General features: G+C 45.6%; 16 protein-coding genes. 10 read left to right on the forward strand and 6 right to left on the reverse strand.

The annotated features are described in order from the left end of the window. The 4 genes from VGD82_RS05730 to VGD82_RS05745 are packed head-to-tail and all read left to right on the forward strand — an operon-like array spanning position 1 to position 3,789. Positions 1 to 531 carry a hypothetical protein gene (locus VGD82_RS05730; protein WP_331019486.1) on the forward strand — a complete coding sequence of 177 codons (531 nt, stop codon included), beginning with the start codon at positions 1 to 3 and terminating at the stop codon, positions 529 to 531. Next, positions 524 to 2,221 carry a hypothetical protein gene (locus VGD82_RS05735; protein ID WP_331019487.1) on the forward strand — a complete coding sequence of 566 codons (1,698 nt, stop codon included), beginning with the start codon at positions 524 to 526 and terminating at the stop codon, positions 2,219 to 2,221. The genes VGD82_RS05730 and VGD82_RS05735 overlap by 8 nt, the downstream gene beginning before the upstream one ends. After that, the gene (locus VGD82_RS05740; protein ID WP_331019488.1) at positions 2,218 to 3,042 is read left to right on the forward strand and encodes a type II secretion system protein; all 825 of its coding nucleotides are present in this window, start codon (positions 2,218 to 2,220) and stop codon (positions 3,040 to 3,042) included. The genes VGD82_RS05735 and VGD82_RS05740 overlap by 4 nt, the downstream gene beginning before the upstream one ends. A gap of 3 nt (positions 3,043 to 3,045) precedes the next feature. After that, a complete protein-coding gene (locus VGD82_RS05745; protein ID WP_331019489.1) occupies positions 3,046 to 3,789 on the forward strand; it encodes a molybdopterin-synthase adenylyltransferase MoeB in 744 nt (247 codons plus the stop codon). A gap of 42 nt (positions 3,790 to 3,831) precedes the next feature. On the opposite strand, the gene VGD82_RS05750 is transcribed toward VGD82_RS05745, so the two are convergent. Together VGD82_RS05750 and VGD82_RS05755 are read right to left on the reverse strand one after the other, a co-directional pair. Continuing rightward, positions 3,832 to 4,674 (reverse strand): SPFH domain-containing protein, encoded by an 843-nt coding sequence (locus tag VGD82_RS05750; RefSeq protein ID WP_331019490.1) that lies wholly within the window; start codon positions 4,672 to 4,674, stop codon positions 3,832 to 3,834. 36 nt (positions 4,675 to 4,710) lie between these two features. Continuing rightward, complete coding sequence (locus VGD82_RS05755; protein ID WP_331019491.1) at positions 4,711 to 5,160, reverse strand: NfeD family protein; 450 nt, start codon at positions 5,158 to 5,160, stop codon at positions 4,711 to 4,713. 157 nt (positions 5,161 to 5,317) lie between these two features. Between VGD82_RS05755 and VGD82_RS05760 the strand changes: the two genes are divergently transcribed. From VGD82_RS05760 to VGD82_RS05775, 4 genes are all read left to right on the forward strand, one after another. Next, complete coding sequence (locus VGD82_RS05760) at positions 5,318 to 6,541, forward strand: FAD-binding domain-containing protein (RefSeq protein ID WP_331019492.1); 1,224 nt, start codon at positions 5,318 to 5,320, stop codon at positions 6,539 to 6,541. 89 nt (positions 6,542 to 6,630) lie between these two features. Further along, positions 6,631 to 7,197: a LemA family protein gene (locus VGD82_RS05765; protein ID WP_331019493.1), complete on the forward strand. Its 567-nt coding sequence runs from the start codon at positions 6,631 to 6,633 to the stop codon at positions 7,195 to 7,197. 8 nt (positions 7,198 to 7,205) lie between these two features. After that, positions 7,206 to 8,102, forward strand: a complete 897-nt coding sequence (locus VGD82_RS05770; RefSeq protein WP_331019494.1) for a hypothetical protein — start codon at positions 7,206 to 7,208, stop codon at positions 8,100 to 8,102. 33 nt (positions 8,103 to 8,135) lie between these two features. Then, positions 8,136 to 11,024 carry a valine--tRNA ligase gene (locus tag VGD82_RS05775; RefSeq protein ID WP_331019495.1) on the forward strand — a complete coding sequence of 963 codons (2,889 nt, stop codon included), beginning with the start codon at positions 8,136 to 8,138 and terminating at the stop codon, positions 11,022 to 11,024. Between the two features lie 119 nt (positions 11,025 to 11,143). On the opposite strand, the gene VGD82_RS05780 is transcribed toward VGD82_RS05775, so the two are convergent. Then, positions 11,144 to 11,377 carry a sulfurtransferase TusA family protein gene (locus VGD82_RS05780; RefSeq protein ID WP_331019496.1) on the reverse strand — a complete coding sequence of 78 codons (234 nt, stop codon included), beginning with the start codon at positions 11,375 to 11,377 and terminating at the stop codon, positions 11,144 to 11,146. A 33-nt stretch (positions 11,378 to 11,410) separates the two neighbouring features. Further along, positions 11,411 to 11,746: a rhodanese-like domain-containing protein gene (locus VGD82_RS05785; protein WP_331019497.1), complete on the reverse strand. Its 336-nt coding sequence runs from the start codon at positions 11,744 to 11,746 to the stop codon at positions 11,411 to 11,413. Positions 11,747 to 12,372: 626 nt separating this feature from the next. On the opposite strand from VGD82_RS05785, the gene VGD82_RS05790 reads away from it, so the two are divergent. Then, on the forward strand, positions 12,373 to 13,896 hold the full coding sequence (locus tag VGD82_RS05790; RefSeq protein WP_331019498.1) for an alkaline phosphatase: 1,524 nt from the start codon (positions 12,373 to 12,375) through the stop codon (positions 13,894 to 13,896). A gap of 502 nt (positions 13,897 to 14,398) precedes the next feature. On the opposite strand, the gene VGD82_RS05795 is transcribed toward VGD82_RS05790, so the two are convergent. Then, positions 14,399 to 15,460 (reverse strand): integron integrase, encoded by a 1,062-nt coding sequence (locus VGD82_RS05795; protein ID WP_331019502.1) that lies wholly within the window; start codon positions 15,458 to 15,460, stop codon positions 14,399 to 14,401. Between the two features lie 217 nt (positions 15,461 to 15,677). Here VGD82_RS05795 and VGD82_RS05800 point away from each other — a divergent pair, with 217 nt between their 5' ends. Beyond that, positions 15,678 to 15,821 carry a hypothetical protein gene (locus VGD82_RS05800; RefSeq protein WP_331019499.1) on the forward strand — a complete coding sequence of 48 codons (144 nt, stop codon included), beginning with the start codon at positions 15,678 to 15,680 and terminating at the stop codon, positions 15,819 to 15,821. Between the two features lie 507 nt (positions 15,822 to 16,328). On the opposite strand, the gene VGD82_RS05805 is transcribed toward VGD82_RS05800, so the two are convergent. Further along, the coding region (locus VGD82_RS05805) for a LexA family protein (protein WP_331019500.1) at positions 16,329 to 16,547 on the reverse strand (219 nt) is incomplete at its 5' end.

A 16,547-nucleotide genomic window follows, 5' to 3' on the forward strand; every position in this document is an offset into this window, starting at 1 on the left:
ATGCTTAAGTTGCTGTTCCATGCGTTTGTGTTTAGCTTAATGAGCCTTGGGTTCACTGCAATCCAAGCTGCGCCTAATGATGACTTTGGTCGGCTATTTAGCAAGCCTGCTGAACGTGAGAAGCTGGATAAACTCAGGCAAAGCCAACAATTAAAGGTCGCCACTCCTCAAGAGGCCGCTCAAGAAAGTGACGCGGAGCAATTGCCTGCTGATACTTCCGCACCAATTACCATGCAAGGCTACGTAAAGCGTAGCGATGGGGTCAAAGGTACGCTCTGGATTAATAATCAGGCCGTGCAAGAGGGGGGCGCTGTTGATAATGTACAAGTCGGGCGAATCAACCGTAGAGGATTTTCAACTAAGGCCACAAATACCGAAGGTGTTGATGTGCAAGCTAGCGGTAAAAAGATTCGGCTTAAAGCTGGACAAGTGTATGAGCCAGAAACCAGCCAAATTAAAGAGCTACAGGTGGTGGAAAAAGCTAAGCGACTGAGGTTGGACGAGGCTGGAGTGATTGGTGGTGATGAGTAGTCGTCCACTTGGGCGTAGTGGCCAGCGAGGAATAGTGCTAATTCTAATCGCATTCATCATTGGACTAGGCGCTGCAGCATTCATGTATAAAATGTTCAACGCATCAAGTTTGCAAGTCGAGCAAGACGAAAAAACAATGCGTGTGTTAGGTGAGGCTAAATCAGCATTGATTGCATGGGCGGTGAGCCATCCCAATCATCCGGGTCAGATGCCTTATCCGGACCGGAATGGCGATGGCAATTACGATGGATATAGTGACTGTTTTGCTACTAACGTAAGTTTTTCATATAGCTTTTTACTTGGTAGGTTGCCAATTCATGGTTTAGATCCAAATTGTAATAATCATGGAATTACAGTAACCGCGGCATTAGGTGCAGATTTCCGAGATGGGACAGGTGAGCCATTATGGTATGCAGTATCTAAAAACCTAGTACATGATTACAACGGCACAGGCTCTAATCCAATCATCAATCCAGGCATTGCGAATGTAGCAACAGATTGGATAGAGGTAGTGGATAGAAATGGGAGTGTTATATCCAATCGTGTAGCCGCTGTAATTATTGCGCCAGGGACGTCAGTTGGTGGGCAGGATAGGTCATCTGCCACACCTGACGCACGAGAGTATTTGGATAGAATCGTTAGGAGTTCCGATGGCGTGCCGTTTAAAAACTATGCTCTTCCTCCGCTGGAAGCTAACCAATTTATCATGGGTGAGGATATTAGGAGAGTAGGTGCTAATGATACTGTCTTTCAAAAGCCATACTATTTTAATGATAAGCTGGTGTTCATCACAGCAGACGAGCTATTAACTGCGCTAGAAGCTCGGGCTGCAAACGAGTTAAAGAATGCTCTTTTAAACTATTACGAGCCTGCTTCGGGCGATAGACCGAATGGAAGAGGAATCGGCTACTTTCCCTACGCGGCTAGTTTGGGTAGCAGTAAAGATTATGCCTGTGTGACGTCAAACGTAGCAGGGGTCTTGCCGATAAGTAGCGTTGCGCCGGCTGATTTTACTTGTAACTATAGTCGTGGCGGGGGGGTGACGAGTGCAAATTGCAGTACTGGCTTTACGAATGTCAGTTCAATTGTAATGCGGAAAAATAATAATTTTACGAGCTATTCTGGCGCTTGCTCTTACTCAGGGCGAGATTGCACCTGCACCGGTGCGGGCTCGTGCTCAAGAGGTGGGCAGACTTTTAGTTGTAATGCGCTGGCTAGCTGCAACGCTAACTTCAACGGTACGGTTACTTTTAAGGGAGGGGAGTTCACCTCTGCTAACTCACGCTGCAGTTTGAGCTGTACGGATGTTGCATGTTCAGGAGCTGGCGCGGGTAGCGCTACCAGAACTTCGTGCGTAGACCCTGTTTTTAATACGGGAGGATCGCAACTTCCTACATGGATTATGACGAATCAATGGTACGATTATTTTTACTATGCTTCATCTAGGACTGGTATTAAGTTAACGGGTGGCAGCAAAACAAATGTAGATAGTTTGTTAATTGGTACCGGCCGTTCGATAGTTGCACCATTTAGCGCACTCTCGAAAGGTAGTGCGCAGTTAAGGCCGTCATGTGTGATTAATGATTATCTGGATAGTGCTGAAAATGCTAATGTAGATCAAATATTTGATAGGCAAAATATAACAAGAACTCCAAATTACAATGACCATACTTATATCGTAGCACCATGATAAAAAAATCATTCTCACATCGTCGTGTTGGCGGGTTTACACTGGTAGAAATGGCCATTGTCATCGTTATCCTTGGATTTGTCCTTGGAGCGCTACTGATGCCTATGCAAGTGCAGCGACAACAACAAGCTCAATTACAAACGGAAAATACGCTAGCGATTGCCAAGAGGGCGTTGCTAGGTTACGCGCAGACGCATGGCCGCTTGCCTTGCCCAGCAACAGCGGTTAGCAATGGTATAGAGCAACCGATAGGTGGTACGGCTGCTTGTACGCAGGCTGTAGGTTTCTTGCCAGCCGCAACCTTGGGTATGCAGCCTGCTGATGCGCAAGGGTATGCATTAGATGGCTGGAATAATCGTATCCGTTATGCTGTTGCTCAATCTAGCGCAGGTGGCGCCGCAACCCCAGACTTTACGACCAATATTGCAGATAATGCTGCGACGCCGCTAGTAAACGAGGCAGATGGTATGAATGTGGTTGGTATGTCTAATTTGGCACCAGATTTACGGGTTTGTGCTAGCTCTGTAGGCATAACTGCTACGGTGTGTTCTGCCGCAGTGCCAGAAACAAATTATCTGATTAATAACGCCGTGGCTGTTATCTACTCTATAGGCGCTACTGGGAATCAAGCCATTGGCGGCGCAGACGAAACTGCTAACTTAAATGATGCTGATGCTAACGGTATTGTGGATGATGGCGTGTTCGTAAGCCATGAACCTAGAAGTGCTGCTGACGTCAATGGTGAGTTTGATCATATCGTGACTTGGATTTCTCCTTATGTTCTCTATAATGCCATGATCGAAGCAGGACAATTGCATTAACTTATGAACGACAATCAACTTCTCCGCTATAGCCGCCATATTTTATTACCGCAGATTGAATATGAAGGACAAGAAAAGCTAGTCAATAGCCATGCATTAATCGTGGGCGCTGGGGGCTTAGGTTCGCCTGTGGCCTTATATTTGGCGGCGGCGGGAGTGGGTACTCTTACTATCTGTGATTTTGATGTGGTGGATTTAACTAATTTACAGCGGCAAATTGTGCACACCACAAGCGCTGTGGGTCTGAATAAAGCGGTATCCGCACAAAAGACACTGCTGGCTATTAACCCAGAGGTCACGGTAAATACTGTTTGCGAAAAGTCATCTGCCGCAGACTTTGAAAAGCTAATCGCACAGACGGATGTGGTGATTGATTGCAGTGATAATTTTGCCACACGCTATCTGTTGAATCGCCTTTGTGTGCAGTTAAAAAAGCCGCTGGTGTCTGGTGCTGCTATTGGTTTTGAGGGGCAGGTCACGGTGTATGATATGCGTTCGGATGTCAGCCCATGCTACCACTGCCTATTTCCCGACAATGGAGAAGACAGTGATTTACGCTGCGCTACGAATGGTGTATTTGCGCCGCTGGTGGGGATGATAGGCACTTGCCAGGCGGCAGAGGCACTGAAAATACTGATGGGTATTGGTGATAGTTTGCAAGGCAGGCTGTTGTTGCTGGATGCATTTTCTATGGAGTGGCGTACCATCAAGCTGAGTAAAGACCCAGCCTGTACCGTGTGCGCTTAACTTGCCATGCATGCTATGTGCAGCATGGCAAATTGGCTAGATTTACTTGCCACCTACTAAGCTCTTAACAGCGCCAACCAAGTCACCTGGCATCACAACAACTTTGCTGTTCTCCGATGTCGACATTTTTTGTAGCGCAGTAATGTAACGGTCACCTAACAAGAACATAGCGGATGCGTTGTTTTCTTGTACTGCTTCGGTGATGAATTTAATTGATTCCGCAGAGGCTTTTGCCGCCACCATCTGTGCCTCAGCATCTTTACGCGCAGCTTCTAAGCGTGCCTCTGCATTTAAAATAAGAGATTGTTTTGCACCTTCTGCCTCGGTTACTACTGCAACTCTTTCGCGCTCAGCAGCGGCTTGGCGTTCCATCGCATCCTGCATATTAGGCGATGGCTTAATGTCTTGAATTTCAACTGACTTAACGGTTAAGCCCCAGTCTAGCGCCTCATCTGCAATTGCAAGTTTGAGCTCAGACTTAATGCGGTCGCGTGAGGTAAGCGCTTGGTTTAGATCCATCCCGCCAATGATAGAACGCAAGCTGGTTTGCACCATATTGCGCATAGCTTCACGGAAGTTTTCAATGCCGTACACAGCGCGGTCAATTTTAGTCACTTTAATAAATGCAACTGCATTGGCTAAAATCACTGCGTTATCGCGGGTGATGACTTCCTGCTCTGGTACATCAAGGATAATGTCTTTGGTTGTAACTTTGTAGCTCACTCTGGTAAAAATCGGGTTAATTACATGCAGTCCTGGTGTGAGTACGCCAGCAAATTTTCCTAGGCGTTCCACCACCCACTCCTCACCTTGCGGCACAATGCGCACGCCTTTAATGATGGCGACAATCACTAAAAATATGAGTACTAAACTAAACTCTGTCATTTGGAAATTTCCTTAAGTTAGAAGATTAAAAAAGCGTTAGTTAATTTTTGTAATGCGCAATGTATTACCTTCAACAGCCGTCACTTTTGCCTGGCTGTTGGCCTCAATTACTTCATCGGATACGGCTACCCATTCGCGGCTACCCATCAGGCCTTGCGTAAAGCGAATTAAGCCGCTCTGTGCCGGGCTGGTTGTTTGCGTCACGGTGCCGATGCGCCCAATTTCCTCGCCTTGAGACTGACCCACGGCTGAGTTGCTATCCGTTTTTTTGTAATAACGCCGCCATGTTGCCAAAGACCCGATAGAGAGAATGGCAAACGCGATGAGTTGTATTGCATACGGGATGTTGGGAAGCAGCCAAGTGACAATGGCTAAAAAAATGGCGGCGATGCCAAACCATAAGATATATAAAGTACCAATTGCTAATATTTCTACCGCGATTAAAACGATACCTAATACCGCCCAAATCCAAGTTGCTTCTATCATTTGATATCCTGATACAAAGATTGATAAGTGTTTAGCCTAAACATCGGTGATTATTATTGCATGATATTTCAATATTTTTTAATATAAAATTCTGCAAAAAAGGTGTACCCTTTTGGGTGGTATATCACGCTCCATTAACATTGTAGGAAATACTCCTATGGGCCCTGCACAGAAACTTAATCTTCCTAGTGATCGGCTAGAGCGATTGCATTACATCAAACGTATTTTTGCACAGGCAAAGGGCCCAGATCTTGCAGTGGATTGGTCTGGAGGTAGAACTGGCGCGCTGAGAAAGCTGCATGCAATTGATGCCGTGCAGTATGGTCGCAATCGTAATTTTATCAATGGTGCGGTCACACATTTATCTCCGTATCTACGCCACGGCTGTTTGAGCTTAAATGAGGTTTTTGCTTTTGTGAAGCAGAAGTTTGGCTTGCAAGGTGAAAGCCTACTAATGGAGCTGGCTTGGCGCGACTTTTGGCGACAAGTCTGGTTTTATGAGGGCAATGCCATCTTTAGTGAAATGGAGCCACCTAAGGTTAACCTTGATTATCAGCCGCTGAGCGATGCTGTTAAGCAGGCAAGCACTGGTTTACCTTGCATGGATGGCTTTATTAAAGAATTGCTGGATACTGGCTATATGCATAACCATGCGCGCATGTGGTTTGCGAGCTATGTTGTGCATCACCTTAAAATGGATTGGCGTGAAGCGGCTGATTGGTTTGAGGCGCACTTGTTAGATGGCGACTTTGCAAGTAATCATTTGTCCTGGCAATGGATTGCTTCTACATTTAGTTCTAAGCCCTATTACTTCAACAAAGAAAACCTGGAGCGTTATACAGGTGGGAAATATTGCGCCACGTGCACAGTGCAATGCCCGTTTGACGCCAGCTATGAGGCGTTGAATGCACGTTTATTTACGCCAACAGCCAGCGCTAGCCCAAAGCAATATCAGATTAAAGCATTACCGATGAAGGCCGCGCATACATTTAAAGCAGTGGCAGTGCTGGTGCATGATGAAATGCTGTCTGCACAGAATGTTCTGCTTAGTAAACCTTACCCTAAAATCTTTGTGTTTGACCCTGTGCTGTGTGGTCACTGGTCGTTAAACCGTTTGCAGTTTGTAGCTGACTGCCTGCATGAAATGATGAATGTTGAAGTGTGGATGGGAGATACCCATACTGTGCTGCTGCAAAAAGGGGTGGGGCAGGTTTTTACGCAGGACACACCAAACTTTAGGCTTAAAGAGATATTGGCTCCATTTTCTCCAAGTTGGGAGTACGCGCCGAGGCTGGCGAATGTGCGGCTGAGTGAGCGGCGCTTGAAGCGTTTTTCTCGCTACTGGGAAAAAGTAGGCCCAGTGTTGATGGCGGATGTTTAATCTTTAAGTAGTAAATGCTACTATCCATAGCGACTACAGTTTTATAAGTAGCCGCAGGCCAATATCATCAATAAAAATAAGGGGATATGATGTTAGTGTGGATAGTGTTAGCCGTTGTTGTGCTGTATTTTGTGATCACATACAACAGCTTGGTCAGTGTTAAAAATAATGTTGAAAAAGCATGGTCTAATATCAATGTTCTGTTAAAACAGCGTCATGATGAATTGCCTAAACTGATTGATACTTGCAGGCAGTATATGCAGCATGAGCAGGCAACGTTAGAGAAAGTGATTCAAGCACGCTCGCAAGTGAATGAAGCGCGCGACCAGCATGATGTCACCGCGCTAGGCCATGCGGAAAGCGCTTTGCGTGTAGGCTTAGGCGGCCTGTTTGCAGTGGCTGAAAGCTACCCTGAGCTTAAATCCAACCAGAATTTCTTAATGTTGCAGACTCGCATTACCGGGCTTGAAAACCAAATTGCAGACCGCCGCGAGTTTTATAACGACAGTGTGTACATTAACAATGTGCGCGTACAGCAGTTTCCGGATTTAATCGTGGCAAGGCTGCTTGGTTTTGCTAAAGAGTCATTACTTAAATTTTCCAGTGAAGAGCTAGTCGATGTTGACGTGAGTCAGCGTTTTAATGCCAAGTTGTAGGTGGCGCTATGCGCCTACGTAGTTACTATTTAAATCCGCTCGCCCTCTGTGCTTGCCTTGGGCTGGTGCTGGCAGGTGTGTATGTAGATTTGCAGGATAGGCAAGCGCAGCAGCTCCCCATGTTGTTTGGGGTAAGTGCTCTAGTGGCTATATTGGCTTGGGCATTTAACTATAAAAGGCTGTTGGCAATATCCGAGGTGCCTATTTCAACCATTGCCTCGGCTGCCCAAGGTTATGTTGAGTTATTTGGCAAGTCTAGGCAGCGCTTGCCTATGCGCAGTCCAATCCAAGGCGTAGATTGTGTTTGGTTCAGGTTGTGGGTGTACACGCGCGATAGCAACTACATGTGGCGTTTACAAGACTACCAAGTCAGCGAACAAGTATTCGAACTGCATGATGAGTCAGGTATCTGCTTGGTCAATCCTAAAGGTGCGGATATTTATGCGGCAAAACGGCATGTGGTCACGCAAAATGGGCATCGCTATATTGAGGATGTGTTGTTCGCGGACAAGTCTATTTATGTGCTGGGTGATTTAGATGCCAGCACGCAAGCTCACACCGAGGCCGAGATAAACCATGAAGTTGGTAAGCTGATCACACTGTGGAAGCAGTCTAAATCCAGACTATTGCAGCGGTTTGATCTGAACCGGGATGGCGAGATTGATATGCTGGAGTGGGAGCATGCGCGGGAGCAGGCATACTCCGATATTAAACGTCAGCAAAGCCAGTTGCTTAAAAATGAGCAGCATTTGATTGCCAAGCCTGAAAGCAAGCGCCTATTTGTGATATCCGGCATTACGCCGCAAGCGCTAAGGCAGCGCTATCGTTATTGGGCAATTGTGCATTTTTCAATATTTTTCATTGCGGTTCTGTTTTCTTTTGTAGCGAGTTACCTCGCGATATAACAGCAGGTTTGCCCTGTGATAAAATGCTAGGTTATGACAACTGACCATTCGACACAGAATATGCAAGAAAACAAAGAGCTAGCCAAATCATTCGACCCTAAAACCATTGAAAGTAAATGGTATGAGTTCTGGGAGGGGCAAGGCTATTATGGCGCTGGTTTAGATGCCGCTAAGCAAGATAACTTCTGTATTTTACTTCCCCCGCCTAACGTGACTGGCACGCTCCATATGGGGCACGGTTTTAACCAGACCTTAATGGATGCGTTAACACGCTATCACCGTATGCGTGGCGACAATACCTTGTGGCAACCGGGCACCGACCATGCTGGTATTGCTACCCAAATCGTGGTGGAGCGCCAGCTCGATGCACAAGGCGTATCGCGTCATGATTTAGGCCGTGAAAAGTTCTTAGAAAAAGTGTGGGAGTGGAAAGAATACTCCGGCGGCACCATCACTAGACAAATGCGTCGTTTAGGTACCTCACCAGACTGGAGCCGTGAGCGCTTCACCATGGATGAAGGTCTTAACAAAACTGTGACCAAGACGTTTGTGCAGCTTTATAACGAAGGCCTGATTTACCGTGGCAAGCGCTTGGTAAACTGGGACGTGAAGCTAGGTACTGCGGTATCTGACCTAGAAGTGGTGCAGGAAGAAGAAGACGGCTTTATGTGGCACATCAACTATCCGCTTGCAGATGGTTCAGGCGTGTTGACAGTTGCAACCACACGTCCGGAAACCATGCTGGGTGACGTAGCGGTGATGGTACACCCAGAAGATGAGCGTTATAAACACCTGATAGGTAAAACTGTACAGTTGCCATTATGCAACCGTGAAATTCCTATCATTGCCGATGACTATGTCGATTTAGAGTTCGGTACTGGAGTAGTGAAAGTAACGCCAGCGCATGACTTTAACGACAATATGGTCGGTCAACGTCAAGGTTTGGACAAGATTGTTATTCTTAATCTGCAAGGTTTTGTTCCTGCAGCAGCTGAAGTGTGGGCTGCGGACGGCTCTAGCAAGCAAGCTATCGAGATGCCAGCTAATCTGATTGGCTTGGAGCGTTTTGCTGCACGTAAACAGGTGGTGGCAGATTTAGAAGCGCAAGGTTACTTGGTCAAGGCAGATAAGCACAAACTCAAAGTACCGCGTGGCGACCGTACCAATGTGGTGATTGAGCCTATGCTTACTGATCAATGGTTCGTTGCCATGAGTAAGCCTGCGGCTGACGGTAAATCTATCACGCAAAAAGCATTGGATGTTTTTGCCAGTGGCGAAATCAAGTTCTACCCTGAAAACTGGGTCAACACTTATAACCAATGGCTGAATAATATTCAAGACTGGTGTATTTCTCGCCAGTTATGGTGGGGGCATCAAATCCCAGCTTGGTACTCTGATGACGGCAAAGTTTATGTGGCGCATGATGAGGCAGAAGCTAAGGCGCAGGCTGCAAAAGATGGCTATGCCGGCAACTTGAAACGTGACGATGATGTGCTGGATACCTGGTACTCATCAGCCTTATGGCCGTTCTCAACGCTAGACTGGACCGGCGATGCAGAGAAAGATGCCGCCAATGTTGCATTGCAGCAATATTTACCATCTTCTGTGTTAGTCACAGGTTTCGATATTATTTTCTTCTGGGTAGCGCGTATGGTGATGATGACCACGCATATCACCGGCAAGATTCCGTTCAAGCACGTGTATGTACACGGTTTGATTCGTGATGCTGAAGGCCAGAAGATGAGTAAATCTAAAGGCAATGTGTTAGATCCTATCGATTTGATTGATGGTATTGGTCTGGATGAGCTGATTAAAAAACGCACTACAGGTTTGATGAACCCGAAAGATGCAGAAAAAATCGAGAAGCGCACACGTAAAGAGTTTCCAGAGGGTATTAACGCCTATGGTACTGATGCGCTGCGTTTCACGTTTGCAGCATTAGCTTCACCTGGCCGTGACATTAAGTTTGATTTACAGCGCTGTGATGGCTACCGTAATTTCTGCAATAAGTTATGGAATGCAACGCGCTTTGTGCTGATGAATACAGAAGGTCAGGACAATGGCTTTGGCCTTGGTAGCTGCGTAGAGGGTGGCCGCGTATTCTCAGCCGCAGACCGCTGGATTGTGAGCATCTTGCAGCGTACAGAAGCTGAGGTTGAGCGCGCGTTTGAAGATTACCGTTTCGATTTGGCCGCTAAAGCGATATACGAGTTTGTATGGGATGAATACTGCGACTGGTACTTAGAGTTGGCTAAAGTACAAATGCAAAATGGCAGTGAGGCAGAAAAAATCGGCACACGCCGTACTTTACTGCGCGTGCTGGAAACCATCTTGCGCTTAGCGCACCCTATCATGCCATTTATTACCGAAGAAATCTGGCAAACTATCGCGCCGATGACGGAAAAACATGGCGCTAGCATTATGTTAGAAACTTATCCGAAAGCGCAGCTAGACAAGTTGGACGAAGTGTCTGAGGCTTGGGTGGCGCAGTTGAAACAAGCTGTGGATGCATGCCGTAGCCTGCGTGGTGAAATGGGTATTTCCCCAGCGGCACGGGTGCCACTGTTTGCTGCGGGTGATGCCGAGGCGTTAGCTGCCTACGCACCTTATCTGAAAGCGCTGGCTAAGCTGGAAGACGTAGCGATTGTTGCTGAGCTGCCAGAAGCCGATGCACCGGTGATGTTAGTGAATGATTTTAAACTGATGCTAAAAGTTGAAATCGATGTTGCAGCAGAAAAAGAGCGTTTAGGCAAAGAAATCGCACGTCTGGAAGGTGAAATCAATAAAGCCAACGCCAAACTTAATAACGAGAGTTTTGTGGCAAGAGCTCCATCTGCGGTGGTAGAGCAGGAAAAAGCGCGAGTGGCAGAGTTTAGTGCTAGTTTGGATAAGCTGTTAAGCCAGTTAGCCAAACTTAAATAAAGACTGCTGTGTGGGATTTAGCGCCGCATTATGCACCGATTAAGTCGGCTGCTAATGCGGCGTTTTTTATGGTACTAGTGGCTAATCAGCGTTGTAAGCGTTAATCGCTAACAGTGCAATTAGCTGGCGCGTTTTTTAATGTAAAACGTAAAAGCGGTATCGTCTTCTTCTAATAATAAAAGCTCATGCCCGGTTTGTACGCAAAAAGCATTAAAGTCTTTAACCGAGCCTGGGTCGGTTGAGATGATTTTTAGTACTTGCGCAGGTGCCATATCGCTAAGGCCTTTTTTACAGCGCAAAATTGGTAGCGGGCAGTTTAGGCCGGTGGCATCGACTACTTTATCAAAATCCATAATGGTTTTCCTGTGTTGCTTAAAGCGGGGTAGTTATTTAGATTGAGTGTTGATCTGCACAAATGGATAGCCTGCTCTCGCCCAAGCCAGCACGCCACCAGCTAAATTATAAACGTGCTTACAGCCCTTGCTGGCAGCAAACGCCGCTGCATGCGCTGAACGCACACCGCTATGACAGTAAAACACGATGGTTTCTGCCTTGTTTAGCGACTCATATTGAACGGGCAGCATCGCTAATGGAATGTGCACTGCGTGTTCAATCACGCCACGAGCTACCTCGTCATCATTGCGTACATCTACGAGTAGAAGTGATTTTGTGGTGAGCATGACCGATAAGTCATGTGCGTCAATTTCATTGTAAGTGCTCATTAAATAAACCTGAATTAACTAATAAATTAAGTGGCTAAGAACTTGCATTTGTTATGCCTGCATTCAATAACATTGCGTGCATTGCGGTATGCAAGTTTTGATCATTCTCAACGATAGACAAGCTACGCAGTAATTTGTTTAGATTGGCTCGCAAGCAGCATCGCCAATACGCGGTTTGCAGATGATGGATGATTATTCCCCATATGGTAATACAAAACATAGCCTCCTGAATATAAAGCGTTAATATTCCTAATATAAATCGTGCAGAAGCTCATCTCCGGCAAAGTATAAGCTTATGGTCAGAGTGCTAGGGTAAGCGCATGATTGCCATACTGTATCTGTCACATGCCATTGCTCATTATGAAGTATGGAGTTTTTGTGTTCAAAATTTCTACGATTAGCCGTTTGCTATGTGCAGCAGTGACTTAGCTACGCTATCCCCATCGCACCCACAAAGTTATCCACATAAATTGTGGACGTGGCCAGTGCTGGGAGTTGTGTTGATATGGGGCTGTCACAATTTACATATATGATGACTCTCTGGGTTAACCCGAGGTGTCTTACCCCGTGTTTGCATACAGATATCGATAAAATATTTTCTTAAGTATAGGTTGGGAATAGCAACGATGAATAGATTAAGCTTAATCATGCTCACGCTGATATGTGCAATTAGCACAGTGCCGGCGATGGCTGAAAATGCAGAAACCTGGATTAACGACGGTGAGGCTGCTTTGGCGGCAGCCAAGCAACTGCGTCCAGAGCTAGGGCGGGCTAAAAACGTTATCTTGTTTGTGGGTGATGGTATGGGCATTGCAACCATCACCGCTTCCCGTATTTTTGAAGGGCAGCGCAAGGGTTTGGATGGTGAGCGCAATCAATTGGCATTTGAGCACTTACCCTATTTAGCGCTTTCTAAAACCTATTCTGCCAATCAGCAAACCTCAGATTCAGCGCCAACTATGACAGCGATAGTGACTGGGGTTAAAACCAATGATGGCGGCTTGTCGGTGAATCAATCGGTTGCGCGGTCAGAGCCTAGTAATACAGTGATACAGGCAAACAGATTAACCACCATTTTAGAAAAGGCTGAGTTGAGTGGTCGCTCCACTGGCATTGTATCCACGGCTCGCATTACCCATGCCACGCCTGCTGCCACTTATGCACACACGAGCAACCGCGATTGGGAGTCAGACAGTAATTTGCCGTTAGGCTCTGATGTAAAAGATATTGCCGCGCAGTTGGTTGATAGTTTTGGGTCGGGTCAGATTGGCGATGGCTTAGAGGTGGCGTTAGGTGGCGGCCGTACTTATTTATTGCCTAAAACACAGGCTGATCCAGAATACCCTAGCATTAAAGGTAAGCGTAATGATGGGCGTGATTTAACACGGGAGTTCCAAACTAAATTCAATGCGCACTATGTATGGAACAAGGCGCAGTTTGATGCTTTTAATCCAGCCAGCGGACAACGGTTATTGGGTTTGTTTGAGCCGTCACATATGCAATACGATCATGACCGAGCAACTGATGCTGCGGGTGAGCCATCTCTGGCCGAAATGACCGATAAAGCGATAGATGTATTAAAGCGCAATAAAAATGGCTACTTCTTAATGGTAGAAGCTGGGCGCATAGACCATGCATCACATGCGAATAACGCTTACCGCACGTTAAGCGAAACCGTTGCATTATCGGATGCGGTTAGATTGGTCATGCATAAAGTCGATATGAAAGACACGCTCATTATCGTGACGGCTGACCACAGCCATACCCTGACGATAGGTGGCTATGCCAAGCGTGGCAACCCCATATTGGGCAAGGTAGTCTTTCCTGGTGATAGTACACCGGAAAAGGCGCTGGATGGTAACCCCTACACTACTATAAGCTTTGCTAATGGCGCAGGGTATGCAACCAATCGCGATGCGCATGAAAAGGCGCCGCGTGCTGGCCGAGTAGAGGATATGAGTGCTGTGAATACCGAAGACCCAGACTTTCATCAAGAAGTGATGGTGCCGCTGGCATCAGAAACTCATGGCGGGGAAGATGTCGCCATTTTTGCCGGCGGCCCTAACGCGCAATTGTTTCATGGCATACAAGAGCAAAGCTATATCTATTATGTGATGGAAGACGCGATGGGGCTTGCTGCCAAGCGCTAGCGTTGAGTTCATTACGTCGCAAATGCGACGTCGGGCTGGTGGTGGCTGGTAGAAGTGACGTAAACATTGCGCAAGGGAGTGGCTTTAGCTTGGCTCCTAGCGCAATTAGAAATAGACGTAAAAAAAGCCCACATTTCTGCGAGCTTTCTAAATTCTGGTGGCCGGGGCCAGAATCGAACTGGCGACACGCGGATTTTCAAAAAGATAGGCAGTATTTATATTTAATTAAATCAACAACTTGCAACGCTCGCCACTTTGAAAGTTAACTACATTTAATCTAAATTAGCGTGATTTATTCTCAATAAGTTACGTTTTGGCTACGGATATTTGATCTAAGAAAACAAGTTTTAATACTTATGGATAACTATCGCTGCTAATTTTATCAGTTACTGTTTTCACAAACCATGACCTCAATAAAACATGCCCCCTAGTTTTGGAAGAACGGCAATTATCGGCCCCAAGCAGACATTCAATCAAAACATCTGCTTGACCTAATTTAGACTTAAAGATTATCAAAAGGGCTCGTCACCAATTTTGTTGCCTCAATCACATGGGTGTAAATCATGGTTGTTTGCAAACTACGATGCCCCAATAGCAATTGAATCGTTCTAATATCAGTACCAGCACTGAGGAGATGGGTAGCAAACGAATGACGCAAAGTATGAACAGAAGCGTGCTTATGGATATTCGCCTGTCTTAAAGCCACTTTAAATGCCTTTTGAATCGTGCTATCTGACATATGCCAACGTACCTTCATCTTCCCATCTCCCCATAAACGTAAAACACTAGATGGGAACACATACTGCCAAGCCAAAGAACGTGAAGCTGACGGAAATTTTTTATATAACGCACCTGGCATTGCAGCAAACCCAGCCCCACGATTCAAATCAGACTGATGCAACTGAGCTACCTTAAGTAAATGTTTTTGTAGGGGTGCAATTAACTGTCTGGGCAGCAGGGTCGTGCGATCCTTACCACCTTTACCATCTCGTACACTCAGTGAGCCTGTTATAAAATCCAAATCTTTTACTCTAAGCCCCATGCATTCATTGACCCGCAATCCTGCACCATAGATTAGTTGCGCAATCAACTGGCAAGTCCCACTCATAAGCTCTAAGCACGCCTTAACTTCTGAAACATTCAACACCACAGGCATCCGATGACGCTGTTGTACTCGATTCAATCCCTTCATCTGTCCTAAAGGCTTATCTAATACTTCCTGATATAAGAAAACCAAGGCATTTAATGCCTGTGTTTGGGTGGAGGCTGAGCATGATCGATGAAACGCAAGATAATTCAGAAAAGCTTCGACTTCTGGAATTCCCATTGAATCAGGATGGCGCTTTTGGTGGAAAAAGATAAAGCGTTTAATCCAATGGATATAAGCTTCTTCAGTTCTAAAACTAAAATGCCGACGACGGCAGATGATTGAAACGCGTTCTAATAGACGAGGCGGTTGGCTACCTGGAAGTGGTTGACCCCATAAGCTGAACTCCTTTGGTGGTGATAAAAAAGTTAATAGTTTACAATCAGAAAAACAAGACTGATGCGTCTCTATATTAATATTTCAATATAGAGACCGATAAACAGTAAAACCAAGAAAAGACAGGGAGTTCCAGCCATGTTCCACGAACATTCAATTATTAATATACGGACCCATGGGTCTCTATATTAACTGTTAGGTACATATATTGGGAACATTATTGTCAATAATACGAAAACTATATGTCGTAATTTTTACGTTACTATTATTTCCTGTTGGATGGGGCGCAGGTCTGTATATGGCAAAAGTAACAGAAAACAACAAGTGGGGTTACATTGTCGGCTTTGTACTAGGCATTATTTTCCTAGCCTTACCATTTATCGTAAATTGGGCGCGCACAATTCAAAGCAAACCTAACCCATCATTCAAGCGGGACGCCTAACGGCGCCCCTTAATTCAAACGTTAGCCAAATCAACATGAAGCGAATATTTCTTTATTTTTTTCCAGCTATTTAATATTTAGTACAAGCTTTGTTAATGCTGGCTGCAACGCAAAAAACCTTGAAAGTTTTAATACGTTCTTTTCAAAATGGTCATCTAATAAACAGTTCGCGAATAACCGAACTATCTATCCACTAAAAACCATAAAATACGACTCTGGTAGTGATGAACCTGAACCTATTAGTGGCCTTGTCACCAAAGCTGAATTAGAAAAGACCCCTTCACTTTCTGAACATATAAAATCAAATGCTCTCGAATACAAAGTTGGCTCAGTAACAGCATCTAAAGCTGCTGTTACTGTATTTAAAGAGGGCACTGACTGGCAATATGAGTACCGCTTTAAGAACTTAAAGGGGTGTTGGTATTTATATGAGTTTGAGAACCAATCATTATAAAATTATGGCTAACCCATCATTCAAGCGGGACTGGCTAAAGCCAGCCCCTTAATTCAAACGTTAGGTTTTTCGATGCCGTTTCCAACAATAACCGTATCTCCATCCAGTATCCCTAGGTCTTGCATTGAGTTACCTTTAACTGGAATTAATTCAGTAACTGACGGTTTTTTAACAAGATACTCGTCAATCGTAATGTAATCTACACCATCATTGTAAGTGGCAGTAAATCCACCGGCTTGCACAGTGTTGCTTGAGAGCGGACGCTCGAAGAA

The sequence above is a fragment of the Methylotenera sp. genome (assembly GCF_036401095.1).
Classification (GTDB): Bacteria; Pseudomonadota; Gammaproteobacteria; order Burkholderiales; family Methylophilaceae; genus Methylotenera.